This window comes from Rhodoferax sediminis (genome assembly GCF_006970865.1).
In the GTDB taxonomy this organism is placed as follows: domain Bacteria; phylum Pseudomonadota; class Gammaproteobacteria; order Burkholderiales; family Burkholderiaceae_C; genus Rhodoferax_A; species Rhodoferax_A sediminis.
The window spans coordinates 1,878,751-1,900,716 of record NZ_CP035503.1; the positions used below are offsets into that span (position 1 = coordinate 1,878,751).

The 21,966-nt window shown below is 64.7% G+C and carries 24 protein-coding genes; 12 read left to right on the plus strand and 12 right to left on the minus strand.

Annotated features, from left to right (window positions below; genetic code table 11):
• The first annotated feature begins 22 nt into the window (after positions 1-22).
• Genes EUB48_RS09050 through EUB48_RS09070 form a run of 5 tightly spaced genes read left to right on the plus strand, consistent with a single transcriptional unit; the run spans position 23 to position 2,479 of the window.
• Positions 23-829 (plus strand): amino acid ABC transporter permease, encoded by an 807-nt coding sequence (locus EUB48_RS09050; protein ID WP_142818571.1) that lies wholly within the window; start codon positions 23-25, stop codon positions 827-829.
• On the plus strand, positions 816-1,628 hold the full coding sequence (locus EUB48_RS09055) for an amino acid ABC transporter ATP-binding protein (RefSeq protein ID WP_274595967.1): 813 nt from the start codon (positions 816-818) through the stop codon (positions 1,626-1,628). Before EUB48_RS09050 ends, EUB48_RS09055 begins: the two co-directional genes overlap by 14 nt.
• A 9-nt stretch (positions 1,629-1,637) precedes the next feature.
• Positions 1,638-1,892, plus strand: coding sequence for a hypothetical protein (locus EUB48_RS09060; RefSeq protein WP_142818572.1), 255 nt, complete (start codon positions 1,638-1,640; stop codon positions 1,890-1,892).
• Between the two features lie 4 nt (positions 1,893-1,896).
• Positions 1,897-2,259, plus strand: coding sequence for a translation initiation factor Sui1 (locus EUB48_RS09065; protein ID WP_142818573.1), 363 nt, complete (start codon positions 1,897-1,899; stop codon positions 2,257-2,259).
• Positions 2,260-2,263: 4 nt separating this feature from the next.
• Positions 2,264-2,479, plus strand: coding sequence for a DUF3820 family protein (locus tag EUB48_RS09070; protein ID WP_142818574.1), 216 nt, complete (start codon positions 2,264-2,266; stop codon positions 2,477-2,479).
• A gap of 93 nt (positions 2,480-2,572) precedes the next feature.
• Here the strand turns inward: EUB48_RS09070 and EUB48_RS09075 are convergent, their stop codons facing one another.
• From EUB48_RS09075 to EUB48_RS09085, 3 genes are read right to left on the minus strand one after another with little or no spacing between them, the layout of a single operon-like run.
• Positions 2,573-3,670 carry a 3-deoxy-7-phosphoheptulonate synthase gene (locus tag EUB48_RS09075; RefSeq protein WP_142818575.1) on the minus strand — a complete coding sequence of 366 codons (1,098 nt, stop codon included), beginning with the start codon at positions 3,668-3,670 and terminating at the stop codon, positions 2,573-2,575.
• 43 nt (positions 3,671-3,713) lie between these two features.
• Positions 3,714-3,941 (minus strand): hypothetical protein, encoded by a 228-nt coding sequence (locus EUB48_RS09080; RefSeq protein WP_142818576.1) that lies wholly within the window; start codon positions 3,939-3,941, stop codon positions 3,714-3,716.
• A gap of 15 nt (positions 3,942-3,956) precedes the next feature.
• Positions 3,957-4,349, minus strand: a complete 393-nt coding sequence (locus EUB48_RS09085; RefSeq protein ID WP_142818577.1) for an enoyl-CoA hydratase/isomerase family protein — start codon at positions 4,347-4,349, stop codon at positions 3,957-3,959.
• Positions 4,350-4,479: 130 nt separating this feature from the next.
• Here EUB48_RS09085 and EUB48_RS09090 point away from each other — a divergent pair, with 130 nt between their 5' ends.
• Complete coding sequence (locus EUB48_RS09090; protein ID WP_142818578.1) at positions 4,480-5,670, plus strand: pyridoxal-phosphate-dependent aminotransferase family protein; 1,191 nt, start codon at positions 4,480-4,482, stop codon at positions 5,668-5,670.
• Between the two features lie 3 nt (positions 5,671-5,673).
• On the opposite strand, the gene EUB48_RS21340 is transcribed toward EUB48_RS09090, so the two are convergent.
• The 6 genes from EUB48_RS21340 to EUB48_RS09120 all read right to left on the minus strand — a co-directional run bounded on the left by EUB48_RS21340 (position 5,674) and on the right by EUB48_RS09120 (position 12,030).
• Positions 5,674-5,919: a hypothetical protein gene (locus tag EUB48_RS21340; protein WP_168226725.1), complete on the minus strand. Its 246-nt coding sequence runs from the start codon at positions 5,917-5,919 to the stop codon at positions 5,674-5,676.
• Positions 5,920-6,416: 497 nt separating this feature from the next.
• Positions 6,417-6,806, minus strand: coding sequence for a hypothetical protein (locus tag EUB48_RS09100; RefSeq protein WP_244618380.1), 390 nt, complete (start codon positions 6,804-6,806; stop codon positions 6,417-6,419).
• Positions 6,807-6,956: 150 nt separating this feature from the next.
• Entirely contained in the window at positions 6,957-7,655 is a 699-nt protein-coding gene (locus EUB48_RS09105; protein WP_142818580.1) for an ABC transporter ATP-binding protein, read from the minus strand.
• Positions 7,652-9,502, minus strand: a complete 1,851-nt coding sequence (locus EUB48_RS09110; RefSeq protein WP_142818581.1) for a branched-chain amino acid ABC transporter ATP-binding protein/permease — start codon at positions 9,500-9,502, stop codon at positions 7,652-7,654. The genes EUB48_RS09105 and EUB48_RS09110 overlap by 4 nt, the downstream gene beginning before the upstream one ends.
• Before the next feature lie 14 nt (positions 9,503-9,516).
• On the minus strand, positions 9,517-10,392 hold the full coding sequence (locus EUB48_RS09115; protein ID WP_142818582.1) for a branched-chain amino acid ABC transporter permease: 876 nt from the start codon (positions 10,390-10,392) through the stop codon (positions 9,517-9,519).
• A 153-nt stretch (positions 10,393-10,545) separates the two neighbouring features.
• Positions 10,546-12,030 carry a substrate-binding protein gene (locus tag EUB48_RS09120; RefSeq protein ID WP_210411719.1) on the minus strand — a complete coding sequence of 495 codons (1,485 nt, stop codon included), beginning with the start codon at positions 12,028-12,030 and terminating at the stop codon, positions 10,546-10,548.
• Positions 12,031-12,226: 196 nt separating this feature from the next.
• Here EUB48_RS09120 and EUB48_RS09125 point away from each other — a divergent pair, with 196 nt between their 5' ends.
• From EUB48_RS09125 to EUB48_RS09140, 4 genes are all read left to right on the plus strand, one after another.
• Complete coding sequence (locus tag EUB48_RS09125; protein ID WP_142818583.1) at positions 12,227-12,640, plus strand: MarR family winged helix-turn-helix transcriptional regulator; 414 nt, start codon at positions 12,227-12,229, stop codon at positions 12,638-12,640.
• Positions 12,641-12,706: 66 nt separating this feature from the next.
• Positions 12,707-13,975: an MFS transporter gene (locus tag EUB48_RS09130; RefSeq protein ID WP_142818584.1), complete on the plus strand. Its 1,269-nt coding sequence runs from the start codon at positions 12,707-12,709 to the stop codon at positions 13,973-13,975.
• A 2-nt stretch (positions 13,976-13,977) separates the two neighbouring features.
• Complete coding sequence (locus EUB48_RS09135) at positions 13,978-14,526, plus strand: methylated-DNA--[protein]-cysteine S-methyltransferase (protein WP_142818585.1); 549 nt, start codon at positions 13,978-13,980, stop codon at positions 14,524-14,526.
• A 13-nt stretch (positions 14,527-14,539) separates the two neighbouring features.
• The gene (locus tag EUB48_RS09140) at positions 14,540-16,135 is read left to right on the plus strand and encodes an alkaline phosphatase D family protein (protein WP_142818586.1); all 1,596 of its coding nucleotides are present in this window, start codon (positions 14,540-14,542) and stop codon (positions 16,133-16,135) included.
• A gap of 40 nt (positions 16,136-16,175) precedes the next feature.
• Here the strand turns inward: EUB48_RS09140 and EUB48_RS09145 are convergent, their stop codons facing one another.
• Genes EUB48_RS09145 through mfd form a run of 3 tightly spaced genes read right to left on the minus strand, consistent with a single transcriptional unit; the run spans position 16,176 to position 20,722 of the window.
• Positions 16,176-16,505 (minus strand): cupin domain-containing protein, encoded by a 330-nt coding sequence (locus EUB48_RS09145; RefSeq protein ID WP_142818587.1) that lies wholly within the window; start codon positions 16,503-16,505, stop codon positions 16,176-16,178.
• A gap of 3 nt (positions 16,506-16,508) precedes the next feature.
• Positions 16,509-17,243 carry a phosphoserine phosphatase SerB gene (gene serB, locus EUB48_RS09150; RefSeq protein ID WP_142818588.1) on the minus strand — a complete coding sequence of 245 codons (735 nt, stop codon included), beginning with the start codon at positions 17,241-17,243 and terminating at the stop codon, positions 16,509-16,511.
• Positions 17,240-20,722: a transcription-repair coupling factor gene (gene mfd, locus EUB48_RS09155; RefSeq protein ID WP_142818589.1), complete on the minus strand. Its 3,483-nt coding sequence runs from the start codon at positions 20,720-20,722 to the stop codon at positions 17,240-17,242. Before mfd ends, serB begins: the two co-directional genes overlap by 4 nt.
• Positions 20,723-20,803: 81 nt before the next feature.
• Between mfd and ispD the strand changes: the two genes are divergently transcribed.
• Entirely contained in the window at positions 20,804-21,496 is a 693-nt protein-coding gene (gene ispD / locus EUB48_RS09160; protein WP_142818590.1) for a 2-C-methyl-D-erythritol 4-phosphate cytidylyltransferase, read from the plus strand.
• Complete coding sequence (gene ispF, locus EUB48_RS09165) at positions 21,493-21,966, plus strand: 2-C-methyl-D-erythritol 2,4-cyclodiphosphate synthase (RefSeq protein WP_142818591.1); 474 nt, start codon at positions 21,493-21,495, stop codon at positions 21,964-21,966. Before ispD ends, ispF begins: the two co-directional genes overlap by 4 nt.

The following is a 21,966-nucleotide window of genomic DNA, read 5'->3' on the forward strand; positions in this document are numbered from 1 at the left end:
GCTCCGGCTGCGGGGGGCCGCAATGACGCGTGTGGTGCCGCTGCGCCGGCCCGGGCTTTGGCTGACCAGCGCCGTGGTGGGCACGCTGCTGGTGCTGCTGGCCGTCTCGGTCTGGCGCAACCCGAACATCGTTCATTCGGTGATCGTGCAGTACCAGTTCGCGCCGGCCATCCTGGCGGGGCTTCGCACGACCATCGTGCTCGCCCTCCTGGCGGCGGTGATCGGCCTGGTGCTGGGTGTTTTGCTGGCCATCCTGCGGCTGTCGGCGAGCCCGGTGTTGCGCCTGGGCAGCGGCTTTTACACCTGGCTGCTGCGCGGCACGCCGCTGCTGGTGCAGATCCTGATCTGGGGCAACCTGGCGCTGCTGTTCCAGCACATCGGCCCGTTCGACACCAACGCGCTCATGACGCCGTTTGTCGCGTCCGTCGTCGCGCTCGGCCTGAACGAGGCCGCCTACATGGCGGAGATCGTGCGCGCCGGCATCCTGGCGGTCGATCGCGGCCAGTACGAAGCCTCGCTCGCGCTGGGCATGCCGCGCACGCTGGCCATGCGCCGCATCATCCTGCCGCAGGCGCTGCGCGTGATCATCCCGCCGGCGGGCAACCAGTTCATCTCGCTGCTGAAGGCGACCTCGCTGGTCTCGGTGATCGCCGGCGGCGATCTGCTGACAGCGGCGCAGAACATCTCGTCGGCCAACCTGCACACCATCGAGCTGATGCTGGTGGCAACCTTCTGGTACCTGGTGCTCACGACCATCACCAGCATCGGCCAGTATTTTGTGGAGCGCCGGCTTGGCCGCTCTGGGACGGGGCTGCATGGCGCGCGCTGACACCAAGCCCGGGGCGGCGGCAGGAACGGGCGCCATGGTCTGCGCGCAGGACGTGCACAAGCGCTACGGGCGCGACGAGGTGCTCAAGGGGATCGACCTCGACGTCGCCCCTGGCGAGGTGCTGTGCCTGATCGGGCCCTCGGGCTCGGGCAAAAGCACTTTTTTGCGCTGCATCAATCACCTGGAGAAGATCGACGCCGGGCGGCTGTCGGTCGACGGCGAATTGATCGGCTACCGCGAGCGCGGCGACCTTCTTTACGAAATGCACGAGCGCGAGGTCTGCCGCCAGCGGGCGAGCATCGGCATGGTGTTCCAGCGCTTCAACCTGTTTCCGCACCTGACGGTGCTCGAAAATATTATTGAGGCGCCGCTTCACGTGAAGCGCGAATCGAAGGCCGAGGCGGTCGAGCGCGCACGTGCACTGCTGCAACGCGTGGGTCTGCGCGAAAAGGCCGACGTCTACCCGAGCCGCCTGTCCGGCGGGCAGCAGCAGCGGGTCGCGATCGCGCGGGCGCTGGCCATGCAGCCCAAGCTCATGCTGTTCGACGAGCCGACCTCCGCGCTGGACCCCGAGCTTGTCGATGAGGTGCTGGCCGTGATGCGCGGCCTGGCCGAGGACGGCATGACGATGATTGTTGTGACCCACGAGATGGCCTTCGCGCGCGACGCCGGTCACAAGATCGCCTTCATGGACGGTGGTGTCATCGTCGAATCGGGGCCGCCCGGCGAGGTGCTGTCGCGCCCCCGGCACGAGCGGACGCAAGCCTTTCTGGCCCGCGTGATCGGCGGGCAACACTGAGAAAACATCATGGCCTCACGCACGATCACCACCGACGCCTACAAGCTCTTTCCCTCGCCGCGCAACGTGCACCGCGAGGTCTTCCTGCATGAGGTTTTTGTGCCGCACCCTTATGCGCTGATCGACCTGCCGAGCTTTCACCTCAAGGGCAAGCACAGCCTGTTCGCCGCGTGCCGGCTGGCCGACATGAAGATGGGGCAGTTGGTGACGTTTGAGATCGAGGCCGACATGGTGAAGTTCACGGCCCGGTTTGTGCCGGACTGAACTCATGAAAAGCCGTCAAGCCAGCGGTGGCCTCGTCTATTCCACCGAGGCCGGCAGAATGTGCCCCGCCTGCCGGCAACCCGTAGCGCTGTGCGTCTGCGGCGCGAAGCAGCCCATTCCGGCCACGGATGGCATCGTGCGCGTCTCGCGCGAGACCAAGGGCCGCGGCGGCAAGGTCGTGACGCTGGTCAAGGGACTGGCCTTGGAGGCGCCCGCGCTCGCGGCATTGGGCAAGCAGCTCAAGGCCGCATGCGGCTCGGGCGGCGCGGTGAAGGACGGGGTGATTGAAGTGCAGGGCGATCACTGCGACCGGGTGATCGAGATGCTCAAGGCGCAGGGCCGCACGGTCAAGCGGGCGGGGGGTTAGGCGCATGGATTCCGAGCAGTTGCAGCGCCTGCTGACCACTGAGATGCCGTACGGCAAGTACAAGGGCCGGCTGATTGCCGATCTGCCTGGCAACTACCTCAACTGGTTTGCGCGCGAGGGTTTTCCGGCGGGCGACATCGGCCGCCTGCTGGCGCTGATGCACGAGATCGATCACAACGGGTTGTCCGCGCTGCTGGACCCGCTGCGGGGAAAAAGCTGACCGGGATGCCGATGAAGGGACGCGGTCTGGCGCCGGCGGCAGAGATCGTGTTAACTATCAAAATAATAGCTGCACGTGCATATACTGATTGGGCTACAAGCCTATTTCATTCTGAATTGATGCAAACCCGGAAGCCGCCCGGCGCTGGCGAACCGCTGCCGCGAGGTTTTCCAGCACCTCCACGGTCGCGTCCCAGCCGATGCAGGCATCGGTCACGCTCTGGCCATAGCGCAGGCCCTTGCGGCCGTCGGTGATGTCTTGCCGGCCTTCCACCAGATGGCTCTCGATCATGACGCCGCAGATGCCGGCCGAGCCGCTGCCGATTTGCTGCGCGATATCGGCCGCCACCGCGGGCTGCCGCGCGTAGTCCTTGCCGCTGTTGCCGTGGCTGCAATCGATCACGAGCCGCGCGGGCAGGCCGGCCTGGCTCAAAGCCTCGGTGGCGCGGCGCACGCTGGCCGCATCAAAATTCGGCCCATCGCTGGCGCCGCGCAGCACCAGGTGGCCGTCGGGGTTGCCCGTGGTCGTGATGACCATGGCGCGGCCTTCGAGTGAGATGGTGGGAAAGCGATGCGGCTGGGCGGCGACGTGGATCGCATCGATGGCGGCGGCCACGCTGCCGTTGGTGGCGTTCTTGAAGCCCACCGGCGCCGACAGGGCCGACGCCATCTGACGGTGCAACGGGCTCTCCACCGTGCGTGCCCCGATGGCGCCCCAGGTCAGCAACTCGGCGTAGTACTGCGGCGTGACCAGGTCCAGGATTTCAGAGGCCGCCGGTACCTCCAGGTGCGCGCACGCCAGCAGGATGCGCCTCGCGTGGCGCAGGCCTTCGCCGATGTCACCCTGCCCGTCAAGGTCCGGGTCGTAGATCAGGCCCTTCCAGCCCATGCGCGTGCGCGGCTTCTCAAAATACACGCGCATCACCAGCAGCAGCGATTCGCCCAGCCGCTGCGCCATCTCGCGCAGGCGCGCGGCGTACTCCAGCGCCGACTCGGGCTCATGGATCGAGCACGGCCCAACCACCACCAGCAACCGGTCGTCAAGGCCACGCAGGATGTTGCGGGTCGCGGCGCGCGAGGCCGCGATGCCGGCAGCCTGCACTTCGCTCGCAGGGAGTTCGTCGCGCAACAGCCGCGGTTCCGGCAGCGGATCGGCGCGCGCGATGTGGATGTCTGAGATGGGGGTGGGCACGGCGTCTCCGAGGGCGGGCTGAAGGGCGAGGGCGTTTATGTTTCTAGGGCGAGCGGTGCAGGCGCGGGGCCGACATGGCGTCGATCTGGTCGGCGATCGCCTCATCGACATGGGGCAGACGCGGCGCGAGATTTGCGGCACCGAACGCCGCACGCAGTTGCTGCAGGTCCTTGACGCTGGGGGCCACTTTGATCTGGGCTAACGCCGCCATGGCATTGCCGCCGCGCAACAGCGCCAGCACCTTGGGCGCCCACACATTTGGATGAGACATGGGATGGTTCTTTCGTTAGCACTGCAATGGGGGTCGGCCCCCGAGCTTGTCGTGGGCCTGTGCTTCGCGGTGCAATGCCTCGGCAATATCGCCGATGGTTTCCTGATGCAGCAGAGTCTTCATTGCGCCCAGAATGGACGGGTCGGTTGCCGCCAGTTGCCGGGCCAGGTCGCGCGCTTGCGTGACCAGGCGCTCGTCGTTGGTCACGGTCCAGATCAATCCCCACCGCTCTGCATCCGTCGCACTGACTTCGCGGCCCAGCATGAGCATGCCCTTGGCTTTTTGCAGGCCGTCGTTAACGCAGGCAAGCAGTTCGCGGGCCATGGCCAACGTCAGCGCGTTGAGCTTGTCGGGTCGGTTGAGCCGGATTTCCAGCACACCGTCGAAGTGATCGACGAGGATTGACATGGTGTGGCCGCCTTCGGTGAGGTCAGTGTATTTCTCAGTGTGTGCTGACAACTATAGGCGGGAAGCCGATGTGTCGGTGCAAAACCTCCGTGTCGATTAAGATCAAATTCACCTTGCTGACAATGACACCATGAACGCACCGAAACGCATTCCCGGCCACCGATCCCTGCATTCTCCCGGCCCGACCCGGGTGCCCGACGAGGTGGTGCATGCGATGAGCCGTCAGCCCATGGACCTGGCCGATCCGCGGCTCGGGGCGGTCATCGAGGCCTGCGAGAGCGGACTCAAGCGCCTGTTGCAGACCGAGCGCGCACAGGTGTTCATGTACTCCGCGAATGGTCACGGCGCCTGGGAGGCGGCGATTGTCAATCTGATCGCGCCGGGGCAGACGGTTCTGGTGCCGGGAACCGGGCACTTCTCGGAATCCTGGGCTGTGCAGACCGAGGCGCTCGGCGGCCGTGTGGTGCGTACGCCTTGCGTCGAGGGCTTTCCCATCGACGTTGATGCCGTGGAGCAGGCGCTGCGTGCCGACACCCGGCATGAAATCGTGGCCGTGTTCGCCGTGCACACCGATACGGCGAGCGGCTTGACCAGCGACCTGCGCGCACTGCGCGCGGCGATCGACGCCACCGGTCATCCGGCCTTGTTCGTGGTCGATGTGGTGGCCTCGCTCGGCGCGGCGCCGTTTGCCATGGATGCCCTCGGTGCCAACGTCGTCATCGGCGCGTCCCAGAAGGGGCTCATGGTGCCGCCCGGGCTGGGCTTTGTGGCGGTCGACAGTGTGGCGATGGCCGTGGCCAGCCGCAATCCGGCACCTCGCTTTTACTGGGACTGGGGCCGTCGCAGCAGCGATCTGGTCTATCGAAAATTTTGCGGCACACCGCCGCAAAGCCTGCTCATGGGGCTGGACGCCGCGCTGTCGTTGATTTTTCGTGAAGGCGTCGATGAAGTCATTGCACGGCATCGGCTGATCGCGCGTGCGGTGCATGCTGCCGTGGCCTGCTGGAGCGAGGGCGGGGCGTTGCAGTTCTTCGGTCGGGTACCCGCGGCCCGTTCGGTATCGGTCACCACTGTGCTGGTGCAGCCGGGGATCGACCCCGAAGCGATGCGCGAGGTGGCGCGGGAGCGGTTCCAGGTCGCTATTGCGGGCGGTCTGGGACCGCTCGCAGGCCGTGTTTTTCGCATCGGACATCTGGGAGATATGAACCCCGCGATGATTCTGGGCTGCCTGGCTGGCATCGAGGCGGCAATGACGGTTCAGGGCATTTCGTTTGGCCAGCAGGGAATGCAACAGGCGATTGCCTGCCTGGCCACGGGCTGACGCTTACAACGCGTCAATTGACACCGCTTTAACGCCGGTTGTCGCCCTGGTGGTCACCACCTCGGTCGCCGCCTCGGTCACCCCGGTGGTCATCACCGCGGTCGCCGCCTCGGTCACCCCAGTGGTCACCACCGCGGTCGCCGCCTCGGTCACCCCAGTGGTCACCACCGCGGTCGCCGCCTCGGTCACCCCAGTGGTCACCACGATGGCCATACCCGCGGCCATTGCCGTGCCATCCGGGGTGTTCACGCTCGTAGCGGTCCCGAACCCATTGCTCCTGCACAAAATACACGGGTCGGCCACAGGCGTTGTAGCGACCGCAATAACGGCGCCAGTTTTGCTGATAAAGCGGGGGGACGTAAAGGTACATCGGCGGGCCGGCAACGGGCCTTGGCGCGATGATTACCGGTTCCGAGTAGACCACTGGAGGAGGGGGATAGCCGCCAATATTGATCTGGCCATAAACACCGGGCTGGTTGATGCCAATGGACACCCCCACCTGCGCGTAGACGGGGGCTATGACGCAAGCAGTCAGGGCGAGCGCAATCAGTTTTTTCATCGAGTTTCTCCAGAAGTGAACTCATCTTGCAACGTCGAAACCTGTACTTGCGACGACAGGACCGGTGTGTCGGCTCACACTGTTACCGGTATTTACACGGGCGAGCGGATTGTGCTGCGCGCCGGCTTTGAAGCGGGTGGGCCGGGGCCAGAATTTCCCCTGCCGGGGGCGGCCCTGGCCTATGCCGTTATTTGACGGGCGTTTCTGCTTCCCTGAGCAGGCCGCCTGCGCCCACATCGCCCTGGGCGGGGTTTTGCATGCGCGCCACGCAATCATCACGGTTTTCGGGCGGCTGTTCGTTGCACCGAAGCAGGGCGTTGCGTTGATACTCAGTCGGGCTGGCGCTGGTGAGGCCGCCGCGCCGGGCGGCCTGCAGCGCAGCGCCAGCCTCCTTCAGGCACGTAGCGCGATCTTCGTTGGACTGGCCGGCGTTGCAGGCTGCACGGTCCTGCAGGTACTGCGCTTGGGCACTGGATGAGTCGTGGCTGCCTGCAGCCAGCGCGGACGCCCCCAACAAGGCCCCCAAGGCACATAACGTGAGGCCGCGACAAGAGATGGATGTATTGAGTATGAGCATGGATGACTCCTGTGGTTCCGCCAATGGATACCTCAGTCTAGTCTCGATGCCCCTCCCCGAATGTCAGACAGAGCGCCTGCTTTGCTGTCGGACAACTCCGACACGCGGGAGCTTTCTGTGTCGAAGCCGGCCCCGTGAAGGCCGCTTCACCTAAACGCCGAGATAGCGCTGCAGCAGATCCGGCTGGGTCTTGAGTTCAGCTGCCGGGCCCTCATGCGCGATGTGACCATTGTTGATGATGTAGACGCGGCTTGCCAGTGCCAGCGTGGCGGCGAGGTTCTGCTCGACCAGAACAATGGTCTGGCCGGCCTGCGCCAGGCTGCGGCAGATGCGCACGAGATCCTGAACAATGACCGGGGCGAGTCCTTCGAATGGCTCGTCGAGCAGCACGATCTTCGGATCCCGCACCAGCGCTCGCGCGATCGCCAGCATCTGCTGCTCACCGCCGGAGAGGTCCGTGCCGCGGCTGGCGCGCCGCTCCTTTAGCCGCGGGAACATGTCGTAGATGCGCTCCAGCGGCCATTTGTTGTCGGCGGTCAGTCCGGCGAGGATGATGTTTTCCTCCACGTTGAGGCTGCCGAAGATGCGGCGGTCTTCATGGACGAGTTGCATGCCGACCCGGGCGATGTCATGCGCCTTCTTGCCGGCAATCTCCATACCTTCGAGCTTGACGCTTCCGGCTCTGGGCTTGACCACGCCCATCAGGCTCTTGAGCGTTGTGGATTTCCCGGCCCCGTTGCGGCCCAGAAGTGCCACCACCTCGTTTTTCTCGACGCGAAGCGAAACATCGAACAGGATGTGACTGTCACCGTAGTAACTGTTCAGGCCGCTGACTTCAAGCAGGCTCATACCAACACTACCTCTTCATGCACGCCGCCGAGATAGGCTTCCTGCACTGCGGCGTTGGTCTTGATTTCATCGGGCGTAGCCGCCTCAACGAGGATACGTCCTTCCTGCAGCACGGTGACTTTCTCGACCAGTTCGAACAGCGAGTCCATGTCGTGGTCGATGACGATCATCGTGCGGCCCTGGGCAATCGATTTCAGCAGGGCCACCGTGTCAACCCGCTCCTGCGTGCTCATGCCGGCAAGCGGTTCGTCGAGCAGCAACAGGCTCGGCGAAGTCGCAAGCGCCAACCCGATCTCAAGCCGCCGCTTCTCGCCATAGGCCAATTCGGACACAGGCGTATCGAGCCGCTCCGTCAGATGAACCAGAGCGGCAGTGCCTTCGACTTGCGCGTCCAGACCGGAAACCTTTGAAAGGCTCTTGAACAGGTCGGGCCTGAACTTGCCCCGGGTCTCACCGAGTGCAGCGATTTGCAGGTTCTGCCTGACGGTGAGGCGTTCGAAGAGCTGATTGATCTGGTAACTCTTGGTGAGCCCGAGCTGGCAGGCATCGGCCACGCCCAAGTCAGTGATGTCACGGCCATCGAACACGATTTTTCCGGAGGTCGGTACGATCTCGCAGGTCAACATCTTGAAGAAGGTTGTCTTGCCAGCGCCGTTCGGCCCGATGATGCCTCGTATCTCGCCGTGTTTAACCATGAAGTCGATTTCACTGTTGGCGACCAGGCCGCCATAACGCTTGGTCAGGCCGCTCGCCTGCAGGATCGGACCGGTCTTGCTGGCGGTCGCCTTGTGTTTGACCGACATCGCGCTCTTGGTGATGGGCATCGATGCGGTTGCCGCAGGCGCTGCGGCAATCGGCGGCGCCACCGTCTTCTTGCCACCTCTTGCCCGGTCGTACAGATCGACGATCGCACCAGCCAGGCCGCGGCGCAGGAAAACCACCAGAAGCACGAACACGATCCCAAGGATTAGCTTCCAGGTGGCGCCAAGGTTCAAGATCGTCTGGAAGAAATCGCTCAGGTAGAGCCAGACCGCCGCACCGAGCAGCGGCCCAAACAGAGTGCCCGCGCCGCCGATGGCGGTCATGATGACGATTTGCCCCGAGGTGTCGAACATAAAGGCGTCGGGCGGCATGAAGCCCTGCATGAGGCCGAGCAGGCCACCGCCGAAACCCGCATACATGGATGCGATCACGAAAACCAGCAGCTTGTAGCTGTGGATGTTGTGACCCAGCGCCTGCGCGCGCAGTGGATTGTCGCGAATGGCGCGCAGCATCAGGCCGACGGGCGAGCGCACGATGCGCAGCGCGATCACCAGCCCGACGAAATACCAGAACGCGAAGAAGGCATACATCGACAGGTTGCTGGTGAACTCGATGCTCGTGAAGCCCAGGCTCAGGTTCGGCGGCGGCACGCCGGGCAGGCCGTTCTCGCCGCCGGTGTAGGCTGACAGCGGGTTGAATTCGACGAAGAAGAAGACTTCGGCGATCGCCACGGTAATCATGGCGAAATAGATGCCGGTGCGCCGCAGCGCGACCAGGCCCACCAGATAGCCGATGACACCGGCCACGATCGTGCCGAGAATGAGAGCCACGATGGTATTGGTGAACGAGGTCTGCGTCAGCAGGTAGGCCGCGAACATGCCGCCCGAGCCGAAGAATGCGGACTGGCCGAACGAAAGCAGGCCGGTGTAGCCGAACAGGAGGTCGAAACCGATCCCGACCAGGCCCCAAATGAGGATCCGATTGATCGTGGTCGGAGAGAAGCCGAGATGGGGCAGTACGAATGGCGCCGCAATCAGGGCGACGGCCGTCAGGATTTCGACAAGGAAGCGACGTGGTCTGGACATCGGTAAATTATTTTTTATTCACGGCCCGCTGTGCCGAGCAGTCCGCGAGGACGGAACACCAGCACGAGCGTCATGGCTACGAACAGCACGACATAGGAATAGGCGGGATCGACCATCGAGGTCAGGCTGATGAGCTCGCCGGCGATAAGGCCGCCGAGCACCGCGCCCGGGAAGGAGCCGACGCCGCCGATGACGACGACGACGAAGGTTTGCACCAGGATTGCTTCGCCGACGTCGGGCGCAATCGAGACTACCGGGGCGTTGATGATGCCGGCGAAGCCCGCCGCCATCGCGCCAATGCCGAACACCAGCATGAAAATCTTGTAGACGTTGATGCCGAGCGAACTGACCATCATCGAATCTTCGATTCCGGCACGCACGATCATGCCGATGCGGGTGCGATAGAGCACGAAATACAGCACAAGCAGTGCGACCGCGACGATGCCGAGCAGCGCCAGTCGATAGGTCGGGTAAAGCATGAAGCCGAGCGACGTGATACCGGCCAGCGGTGTCGGCGGAGGCACCGTCTCCGACAGGCTGCCGAAGAAGAAGCGAACGGTTTCGACGAAGACGATGCCCAGGCCGAAGGTGACGAGGAGCTGATCTTCAGGCGGCCGTGCATAGAAATGGCGAATGATCAAGCGCTCGGTCACCACGCCCACCACCATCACGAACAGCGAGCCGGCAACGACCGCGACGATGAAAGAACCGGAATAAGTATAGGCCACCCAGCCGGCATAGCCACCCAGCATGAACATCGCGCCGTGCGCGAGGTTGAGCACGCCGAGGGTGCCGTAGATGATCGTCAGGCCGGAGGAGATCAGCGCCAGCAGCGCGCCCAGCACCAAGCCGTTGAAGCATTGCGATATGAAGTTTGCCCAGTTGATCACGCTGTCCCGTCCTGATCGGCGATCAATTTGAATATTTCATGTTGATATCGGAATTACTGATACTCCAACGGCCCGCGAGGACAATGAATGCTTGCCATCATGTGCGACAGCAAGCATTCCAATCCTGCACCGGCCGTAGAGCGTCCTTGTCTGTCAGGTGTAATCGCCGAGCTTGCAGCCAAACGCGTCGGCCGGCTGCGTGACCTTTTCGCCGGGCACGATTTCAATCACCTCCCAGAAGTCCTCGTCGTTTTTCATGTCCTTCTTGGCTTTGCCGCGAACAATCACAACCGGGCGAATGCATTGGTGATCCTGCGGTCGATAGTGGACATCGCCAAGGAGTGACGGAATGGTTTCACCCTTCTCGTACTGCTTGATGACGTCGGGCGGATAGAAACTGCCCGCTTCGGTCACCATCCGTGCCCACTGGGCGAAGCTGACGTAGGAGTTCTGGGCACCCCATTCCGGTCGATAGCCGTACTTCTTGTGGAATGACTCGACGAACAGCTTGGCAAGAGGATACTTGTCCTCGAGCGTCCACCAGAAATCGGTCGCCGCAAGAACGCCGGCGGTGATGTCCGGCCCCACCTCCTTGGCGAGGAACGGAATCTGGTAGGGGATGACCAGCGTCATCTTCGGGAGCAGGCCGAACTGCTTGGCCTGCTGGGTCGACAACACGGCGTCACGGCCCCAGTTGACGTTGATCAGGAATTCGGCGCCGGAATTTGCGATATTGGTCAGATACTGGCTGAAGTCCTGGGTGCCGAGCGGCGACACCTGGTTGGTCACCATGGTCCAGCCCGCGTTCTTGACCAGGTAGTCGTTGACAGATTTCGTCGTGGTGTGGCCATAGGTGTAGTCCGGCGTCATGAACGCCGCCTTGCGATTCTTGCCGAACTTCTTCACCAAAACGGGGCCGATCGCATTTGCCGCCGTCTCGCCGTAGAAGTTTTGCCGGAAGCCGTAGCGCACGCAGTCCTTGCCGGTCGTGTCGTTGGAACCGGAGATCCCGGCCAGATAAAGAATCTTCTCGCGCTCCGCGAACTTGTTAAGCGCGACCGCCACGGCCGACGAGGTCGAGCCGGTCATCATGATGATCTTGTTCTGACCGATGAAAGTCTGTTCCACCTGCAGCGCCTGGTTCGGCTTGGCGACCGAGTCGGCCGAGAGCAATTTCACCTTCTTGCCGAGCAGGCCGTTGTTCACCTTTGGCGCGAATTTTTTCATCAATTCGTGATTGGTGTTCATGTGCTCAACGGCGAGCTCCATGCCCTTGAGCTCGTCCGCGCCCTGCACCGCATAGGTGCCGGTGAGAGGCACGGCCGCGCCGATGAAAACCGTGTCACCCTGCGACCCGGCTGGCCAGGTCCCCATGGCCGGCTTATCTTCGGCATAGGCCCATTGGATGCCGCCGAAACTGGCCAGCAATGTGGCGCCAGCCACGCCTGCGCTGCGATGCAGCGCGTCACGGCGCGAGATGGCGGATGTCGCCTCGTTGGTGAGCTTGAACTTTGACATGTGCTTCCTTTCTTGGAAATTGATCCTGATCTTGGCCCGGGTCACAGCCATTGGGTCGCAAATTTTTCTTTCAGCGCTTGGCAGCAAGTCGGCGCGTCGCCCCTCCAAGCCGACGTTCACCAAAGTGGCAATAACGCGTTACCAGAAAAAACAGCTTTGTGCATTCCTTGCACGGTATAGTGGCAAATATATCTTGGTACGATACATTAGCCAACTCTCGAAAACCCTAAGAAAGATCTGCGCTGGAGCGCGCATGCTGTCAGGTACACGTAATGGAAAAGGCAGAAGAGGCGAGGCGCATCGGCCGAGCAGAACAATGAAAAGCGACGAATTCAAGATGCTGGCGGAGTTTCGCGCCCAGCTGCGCCAGTTCAATTTCTTCAGCGAACAGGAGTGTGCCGCTTTGGGCTTGACGCCGCAGCAGTACCAGGCGCTGCTGGCGATCAAGGGGCACCCGGAGGCTGAGGTGATCACCATCACCGAGCTGGCGCAATGGATGCTGATCAAGCACAACAGTGCCGTCGGTCTCGTGGATCGCCTGGAAAGGGAAGGGTTCGTCAGCCGCAAGCCGTCCAAGCAGGACCGGCGCCGAGTGGGCGTCAAGTTGACGGCGCACGGCGAGAAGGTCTTCAAGCGCCTGTCGGTGGCGCACCGGGTGGAGCTGAAACGCGTCAGTCCGGAGTTTCGGCGCTATTTCAGGTATTTTTCCAAGCCGGTGGACTGGGCCTGATGGATGGGCGGCGCAGCCCCCGGGCCCATGGGGACAACGCCGGCATTTTGCGTTCCAATAGCGGCCATGAAATCGCGCACTGGATCCCCTCAGGACATTGAATCCCCTTACGCGTGGATGCGGCTGCTCGTCTCGCTGCTGCTGATGACTATCGGTGGCGCCGGCATGTATTCGGTCACCGTGGTGCTGCCGCGTATCCAGGCCGATTTCGGCGTAGCGCGCGCCGATGCGTCGCTGCCGTACACACTGACGATGGTCGGCTTCGGCCTGGGTGGCATTCTGATGGGGCGCTTGTCCGACCGCTTTGGTGTGATGGCCACCGTGCTGATCGGGTCCGCCGGCCTCGGCGCCGGCTTCATCGTCGCGGGATTGGCGGGCAGTCTGTGGCAGTTCAGTCTGGCGCAGGGAGTGTTGATCGGGCTGTTCGGCACCTCGGCCACATTTGCGCCGCTGGTGGCCGACACCTCGCAGTGGTTTACGCGCCGGCGCGGCATGGCGGTGGCCATCTGCATGAGCGGCAATTACCTGGCCGGCGCTGTCTGGCCGCCGATTCTGCAGCACTATATCGACAGCATTGGCTGGCGCCAGGCCTATATCGGTATCGGGGTGTTCAGCCTGCTGGTCATGCCGGCGCTCGCGCTGGTGCTGCGCCGGCAGGCGCCGCCGGCGGAGTTGGCGACCGCAGCGGCGCCGCCGGGGCGAGCCCGCTGGCTGACCGGCGTCGACCCCGCTCGTCCGCTGGGCCTGTCGCCCGCCGCGCTGCAGGGCTTGCTGTGCATCGCAGGCGTGGCCTGCTGCGTGGCCATGGCGATGCCGCAGGTGCATATCGTGGCGTATTGCGGGGACCTGGGTTTTGGCGCGGCGCGCGGCGCCGAAATGCTGTCGCTGATGCTGGGCATGGGCATCATCAGCCGGCTCGCCTCGGGCTGGATCTCCGACCGGATCGGCGGCCTGCGTACGCTGCTGCTCGGCTCCGTGCTGCAAGGCATTGCGCTGCTGATGTTTCTGCCGTTCAAGGGACTGGTGCCCCTGTACGTGGTGTCCGGAATGTTCGGCCTGTTCCAGGGCGGCATCGTGCCCGCCTATGCGCTGATCGTGCGCGAGTATTTCGCGCCCAGGGAGGCCGGCGCACGTGTCGGTACCGTGCTCATGGCGACGCTGTTCGGCATGGCGCTGGGGGGCTGGATGTCGGGTGTGATTTTCGATTTCACGGGCTCCTACCGTGCCGCCTTCCTCAATGGAATGGCGTGGAACCTGCTCAACGTCAGCATTGTCGGATTCCTGCTTTACCGGGCCCGGCGCGGGAGTCATTTGCTGCGCCACAGCGCCCTATGACCATGACGGCATCCGGTTTTTCATTGTTCGATACGGCCATCGGCCGCTGCGGTATCGCATGGGGTGAACACGGCATCTACGGCGTGCAGTTGCCCGAGGCGAATGATCACGCGACGCGCCTGCGCCTGCGCCGGCCTGCGGGCGCGCAGGAAGCGCTGCCGCCGCCCGAGGTGCAGCGCGCCATCGACGCCGTAGTGGCCTTGCTGCGCGGCGAGCGTTGCGAGCCTGACGTGCTTCGCGCCGCGCCGCTCGACATGCAAGGCGTGCCGCCCTTCAACCGCCGTGTCTACGAGGTCACGCGCGCGATTGCGCCCGGCGCGACGCTGACCTACGGCGAAGTCGCCGCGCGTATCGGAGAGCCCGGCGCGGCGCGTGCGGTCGGGCAGGCGCTGGGACACAACCCGTTCGCGCCCGTCGTGCCGTGCCACCGGGTGTTGGCGGCTGGCAGCGGGGCAGGTGGCTTCTCGGCCCGCGGCGGCGTCACGACCAAGCTGCGCATGCTGCTGATCGAAGGCGCGGCGTTCGGTGCGCCGGGGCTTTTTGATTCCTGATCTTCATAGAAAAATGCCTGCGGCCAACGACCGTCGCCGTCTGCTGCAACTGGCTGGCGCCGCTGCCACGACCCTGTGGTTGCCGCGCAGCGCCTGGAGCCAGCCCAGGCTCAGTGGCGATCCGTTCACGCTCGGGGTGGCCAGCGGTTCGCCCACACACGACTCGGTGGTGCTGTGGACCCGGCTGGCACCGGCCGGCCCAGGGGACGCGAGTGTGGGGCATGGCGCCGTGACCGTGCACTGGGAAGTGGCGCACGACGAGGGTTTTACCCGCCTCGTGCAAAGCGGACAGGCCCAGGCGCTGGCCGAACTGGCGCATTCGGTGCACGTGGAGGTGGCGGGACTGGCACCGGACCGCTGGTACTTCTACCGTTTCATGCTGGGCGACGCCTGCAGCCCGGCGGGGCGCACGCGAACGTTCCCGGCGCCCGACGCCATCGTGGCGCGGCTGCGACTGGCCTACGCCTCCTGCCAGCGCTGGGAGCACGGCTATTTCAGCGCCTATCGCCACATGCGCGAGGAGAATCTGGACGCGGTGCTGTTCGTGGGCGACTACATCTACGAATACCCGGGCGCCGCCCATGCTGTGCGGGTGCCACCGGGCGGCTGGTTGCTGACGCTGGACGACTACCGCCGGCGCTATGCCCTGTACAAGGGCGAGGCTGATTTGCAGGCCATGCACGCCGCCTGCCCCTGGCTGGTGACCTGGGACGATCACGAGGTGCAGAACGACTACGCGGGCGAGCAGGCCGGCTACAGCAGTCGGCGCGATCCGTCGACAGCTGACCACTTTGCGGCGCGGCGCGCGGCGGCTTACCAAGCATATTACGAACACATGCCGATGCGCGCCTCCGTGCTGACCCGCGGCATGGCCGGCCTGCTGCACCGGGCGCCAGGCGCCGAGATGCGCATCTACAACCGGGTGCAATACGGCCGGCTGGCCTCGCTGTATCTGCTCGATGCGCGGCAGTACAAAGACCCGCAAGCCTGCACGCGCGATGGCCTGCTCGGGTCGAGCATGGTGGATCCGGCCAGTTGCCCCTCCTGGAACGATCCGCGCAGCTTGCTCGGGATGGCACAGGAGCGCTGGCTGGATCAGGAGTTTGCCCGGGCGGGCCGGGCCTGGAATGTGCTGGGCCAGCAGACCCTGTTCGGCCAGCGCGACTTCCGACCTGGCCCGGGCCAGACCCTGTGGAACGACGGCTGGGACGGCTATCCGGCCGCGCGCATGCGGCTGACCGATTCGCTGCGCCGGCACGCGGTGGCCAACGCCGTGCTGCTTGGCGGCGATGTGCACGAAAACTGGGTCGGCCATGTCAAGGCCGATTACGCGGACGCGGCCAGTCCCGCCGTGGGTGTGGAATTTTGCGGCACCAGCATCACCTCGCGCTCGGACGGCAACGCCAGGACAGCCGGGCGGCTCGCCGAGAACCCGCACTTCGTGTTTGCCGATGCCCAGCGCCGGGGCTACGGTGTGGCGGAGTTCACGCCCAGACAGTTGACCACCACCTTGCGTGTGGTGGACGACGTGACGCGCCGGGACACGGCGATAGCGACGCTCGCAACTTTTGCGGTGCACGCCGGCCGCCCCGTGGTGGAAACGGACTGAACGCGCTTCGGCGGCCGCCGTGCCAATGGGTCGAGCCGGGTCAGGGGCTCAGCAACACGGTCACCAGCAGCGTCGCGTCGCAGATCGCCAGAACGGCGTGCGGCTCGGCTGCCGGCAGGACAACGACCTCGCCTGCCTGCAAGCGACACGGGCGGGTGGATGTGCTCAACTCGACCTCGCCTTCCAGGCACTGCACGCTAACCTCGCCCGGCGCGCGGTGCTCCGGCAAACCCTGGCCGGCCGCCAACACCACCTGCATCAACTGGAGCTTTTCGGTCTTGATCAGGCTGTGGGTTTTGGCCATGCGCAGGGCGGCACCGAGCGGGCGCACGTCAATGACATCCAGTGGTTGAGCGTGGGGCAGAGCCATGATTTATGGTACCGCGCGCGTCGACATTTTGTCCATCAGTTCGAGCAGGCGGTCCAGCCCGCCGCTGTTGATCGCCACCATGGCCTGCTCGCGCACGGTGGGCTTGGCGTGGTAGGCCACCGACAGGCCGGCGCTGCCCATCATCGGCAAGTCGTTGGCGCCGTCGCCCACGGCAATCGCCTGCCTAGGCTGGATGCCCAGCTTCGCGCAGGTCTCCAGCAGCATCTTGCGTTTTTCGTCGCCGTCGCAGATATCGCCCCAGGGCTGGTCCACCATTCTTCCGGTCAGCAGGCCGTCCTGCACTTCCAGCATGTTCGAGCGCGTGAAGTCGATGCCCAGCCGGTCGCGGATGCGGTCGGTGAAAAAGGTGAAGCCGCCGCTGACCAGCAGCACCTTCAGGCCAGCCTGCTTGCAGGCGGCCACCAATTCGGCGGCGCCGGGGTTGAGCTGCAGGCGCGTCGCGTACACCGCTTCCATGCTCGCCACGCTCACGCCCCGGAGCAGGGCCACGCGCTGGCGCAGGCTTTCCTTGTAGTCGGCAATCTCGCCGCGCATGGCGGCCTCGGTGATGGCGGCGACCTCGGCCTTGCGCCCGGCAGCGTCGGCAATCTCGTCGACGCACTCGATATTGATGAGCGTCGAGTCCATGTCGAAGGTGATGAGCCTGAAGTCATGCAGGTTCAAGGGCGGGGTGATGCCCCGGATCACGAGGCCGGGGGAGATTTCTTGTGCGGTCATGCGGTCACAGTTTCGGTAGTGGGTTGGCCCAGCGAGCGCAGCACATCGCGCACCATCTGGGCGCGGGCCTTGGGATCGGGCAGGTCGCGCTCGATGCGCAGCTTTTCGTTGCTGGCGAGTTTGATGTGGCGGTTCTTCTGGATCAGCTCGATGATGCGCATCGAGTCGATCGGCGGGTCCTTCTTGAAGGTGATGTGGATCACCCCCGGCGCCGCGTCGACTTTCACCACGCCGTAGGGCCTGGCGATCACGCGCAGGCGGTGCACGTCGATGAGGGTTTGCGCCTGCGTGGGGAGCTTGCCAAAGCGATCCACAATTTCTTCCAGCAGGGCGTCGATCTGGTCGGTGTTTTTGGCGGTAGCCAGCTTCTTGTAGAAACTCAGGCGCAGGTGCACGTCGCCGCAGTAGTCGTCGGGCAAGAGCGCCGGCGCGTGCAGGTTGATCTCGGTGGTCGCGTTGAGCGGCGCCAGCAGATCGGGTTCGATGCCGGCCTTGAGGCAGCGCACGGCCTCGCCCAGCATCTCGTTGTAGAGCTGGAAGCCGATCTCCATCATGTTGCCGCTCTGGTTTTCGCCCAGCACCTCGCCGGCGCCGCGGATCTCCAGGTCGTGCATCGCGAGGTAAAAGCCGCTGCCCAGTTCTTCCATCTGCTGGATGGCCTCCAACCGCTGCGACGCATGCTTGGTCAGGCCCTCCAGGTCGGGCACCATCAGGTAGGCGTAGGCCTGGTGGTGCGAGCGTCCGACCCGGCCGCGCAACTGGTGCAGTTGCGCCAGGCCGAACTTGTCGGCACGGCTCATCACGATGGTGTTGGCGGTAGGCACGTCGATGCCGGTCTCGATAATGGTCGAGCACAGCAGCAGGTTGTAGCGCTGCGCCACGAAGTCGCGCATCACGCGCTCCAGCTCGCGCTCGGGCATCTGGCCGTGCGCCACCGCAATGCGCGCCTCGGGCAGCAATTCCTCCAGCTTTTGCCGGCGGTTCTCGATGGTTTCCACCTCGTTGTGCAGGAAGTACACCTGCCCGCCGCGCTTGAGTTCGCGCAGCACGGCCTCGCGGATCACGCCGTTGCCTTCCGTGCGCACAAAAGTCTTGATCGCCAGGCGACGCTGCGGCGCAGTGGCGATCACCGAGAGGTCGCGCAGGCCTTCCAGCGCCATGCCCAGCGTGCGCGGGATCGGCGTGGCGGTCAGCGTGAGCACGTCGACCTCGGCGCGCAGCGCCTTCATGGCCTCCTTGTGGCGCACGCCGAAGCGGTGCTCCTCGTCGATGATCAGCAGGCCGAGATTCTTGAATTTCGTCGATTCGCTGAGCAGCTTGTGGGTGCCGACCACGATGTCGATCGTGCCGTCGGCGATGCCTTTGGTCGACGCCGTGACTTCCTTGCCGGAGCGAAAGCGCGAGATTTGCGCCACCTTCACTGGCCATTTGGCGAAACGGTCCACCAGCGTCTGGTAGTGCTGCTCGGCCAGCAGCGTGGTGGGGGCCAGGAACGCCACCTGCTTGCCGCCGGTGATGGCAATGAACGCGGCGCGCAAGGCCACCTCGGTCTTGCCGAAGCCGACATCACCGCAGACCAGGCGGTCCATCGGGCGTGGACTGATCATGTCCTGGATCACGGCGTGGATGGCGGCGCTCTGGTCGGCGGTTTCCTCGAAGCCGAAGTCGTTGGCAAACGTTTCGTAATCCTGCGCGCTGTATCTAAACGCGTGGCCTTCGCGCGCCGCGCGGCGCGCATAGATGTTGAGCAGCTCGGCGGCCGAGTCGCGCACCTGCTCGGCGGCGCGGCGCCTGGCTTTTTCCCACTGGCCGGAGCCGAGCTTGTGCAGCGGCGCCTCGTCGGCACTCACGCCGGTGTAGCGGCTGATCTGGTGCAACTGGCTGACGGGCACGTACAGCACCGCCTTGTCGGCGTACTCGAGGTGCAAAAACTCCTGCACGGCGTGCGTGCCGTCGGGTTGCAGCTGCCCCAGATCGAGATTGATCAGACCCCGGTAGCGGCCAATGCCGTGCGCGCTGTGCACCACCGGGTCGCCGACGTTGAGCTCGCTCAGATCCTTGATGAGCGCTTCGACGTCGCTGACCTGCTCCTGCTTTTTGCGCCGGCGCGTGGTCGGGCCGGCCGCGAACAGCTCGGTCTCGGTGACGAAGTCCAGGCCTTGTTCGAGCCAGCTGAAGCCCGTGGCGAGGGCGCCCGTGGCAATACCGAGCGGCTCGGTGCTGCTTTGGAATTCCTGCAGCGAGTCGAACACCGGCGGGTTGACCTGGCTGGCGCGCAGGAAATCGAGCAGGCTCTCGCGCCGGCCATCGCTCTCGGCCAGCAGCAGCACGCGCTGAGTGGTGTGGCGCAGGTGAGCCTTGAGCCGGGCCAGCGGATCTTCGGCGCCGCGCACCACGGACAGCTCGCCCAGTTTTTGAAACAGGGCGCTGTCTGCCACATCTTCAATGGCGGGGCGGATCGCCAGCTGCGGGTGTTCGTTGACGCGCGCATAAAACTGCTCGGTGCCGAGGAACAGCGCCTGCGGCGCCAGCGCAGGGTGCTCCGGGTCGCCCTGCACCAGCCGGTAGCGGTCCTTCGTGTCCTGCCAGAAGCGCGCAAAGGCGGGTTCCAGGTCGCCGTGCAGCACCACGGTGGCGTCCGCGCCGAGGTAGTCGAACACGGTGGCGGTCTCGTCGAAAAACAGCGGCAGGTAGTACTCGATGCCTGCCGTGGCCACGCCGTTGCCGATGTCCTTGTAGATGCGGCTCTTGGTCGGGTCGCCCTCCAGCAGCTCGCGCCAGCGGCTGCGGAATTTGGCACGGGCGTCCTCGTCCATCGGGAACTCGCGCCCGGGCAGCAGCCGCACTTCGGGCACGGGGTACAGGCTGCGCTGGCTGTCGGGGTCGAAGGTGCGGATCGAGTCGATCTCGTCGTCGAACAGATCCACGCGGTAGGGGACCGGCGAGCCCATGGGAAAGAGGTCGATCAGGCCGCCGCGCACCGCGTATTCGCCCGGACTGACGACCTGCGTGACGTGGCTGTAGCCGGCAAGCAGGAGCTGGGCGCGGAGCCTGGCCTCGTTGAGTTTCTGCTTGACCTTGAAGTGAAAGGTGTAGCCCGCGAGGAACGCGGGCGGCGCCAGCCGGTACAGCGCCGTGGTGGCGGGGATGATGACGACATCGGCCCCGGTGTCGTGGTCGCGCTGGCTGATGCGCCACAGGGTGGCCAGCCGCTCGCTGATCAGGTCCTGGTGCGGCGAGAACGTGTCGTAGGGCAGCGTTTCCCAGTCGGGAAACAGGGCGCAGCGCAGATCGGGCGCGAAGAAGGCGATCTCCTCCATCAGCCGCTGCGCGTCGTTCGCGTCGGCGGTCACAATGGCCGTGAGCCTGTTGCCGGTTTTGTCGCGCTGTGCCAACCGGGCCAGTAGCAGGGCATCGGCCGAACCGACAGGGCGGGGCAGGGCGTGCCGCTTGCCGGGGTTGAGTTTGGGTAAATCCATGAATAGCGCCAATACGAAGCACCCCCCGCCACGATAGGCGGGGGGTGCGATGGATTGGATTTTAGAATGCGGGACACCGTTATGACCGATCCCGCCCAAAATCCCCGTTTTTTTGCCTTGATCCCGTGCGCCGGCACGGGATCGCGCGCGAACACGGCGGTGCCCAAGCAATACCAGCCCGTCGCCGGTTTTCCGATGGTGCTGCACACCCTGGCGGCGTTCGCCGCGGTGCCGCGCATTGCCGACCTGGTGGTGGTGGTGGCGCCCGAAGACCATTTTTTTGAACAGCAGAGCGCTCCATGTTTAATAGCGAACTGTGGAGGCTCCACAAGGGCTGCAAGCGTTTTTAATGGTCTCCTTGAGTTGTTTGAGCAAGGCGCCACCCCCGCCGATTGGGTACTCGTGCACGACGCCGCGCGCTGCCTGGTCACGCCCGCGCAGATCAATGCCCTGATCGACGCCTGCGAGCACGATGAGGTCGGTGGCCTGCTGGCGCTCAAGCTGGCGGACACGCTCAAATGCGAGTCGGACGGGCGGGTGGCCGCCACGCTGGACCGCAGTGACAAATGGCTGGCCCAGACGCCGCAGATGTTTCGCATCGGCGCGCTGATCGAGGCGCTCCAGCAGGCCGGCGACCAGGTCACGGACGAGGCCGGCGCGATGGAGGCCATGGGCCACCGGCCCAAACTGGTGCCCGGCGATGCGCAGAACTTCAAGGTCACGTATCCGCAAGACTTTGCCCTGGCAGAAATCATATTGAGGAGCCGAACATGACATTTCGCATTGGCGAAGGCTGGGACACGCACGCGCTGGCGGCGGGACGCAAGCTCATCATCGGCGGTGTGGAAATTGCGCATCCCATGGGCCTGCTCGGGCACTCGGACGCCGACGTGCTGCTGCACGCCATCACCGATGCGCTGCTGGGTGCTGCCGCGCTGGGCGACATTGGCACGCATTTTCCGGACACCGACGAGCGCTTCAAGGGCGCGGACTCGATCGCGCTGCTGGCCGAGGCGGCACGCCGCGTGCGCGACCAGGGCTGGCAGATCGGCAACGTCGACAGCACCGTCATCGCGCAGGCGCCGCGGCTCATGCCCCATATTGCGGCGATGCGCGAGCGCATTGCGGCAGCGCTCGGGTTGGCACTGGGTCAGGTCAACGTCAAGGCCAAGACGGCGGAAAAAATGGGCCCGGTCGGGCAGGGATTGAGCATCGAGGCCCGGGCGATCGTGCTACTGCTTTGA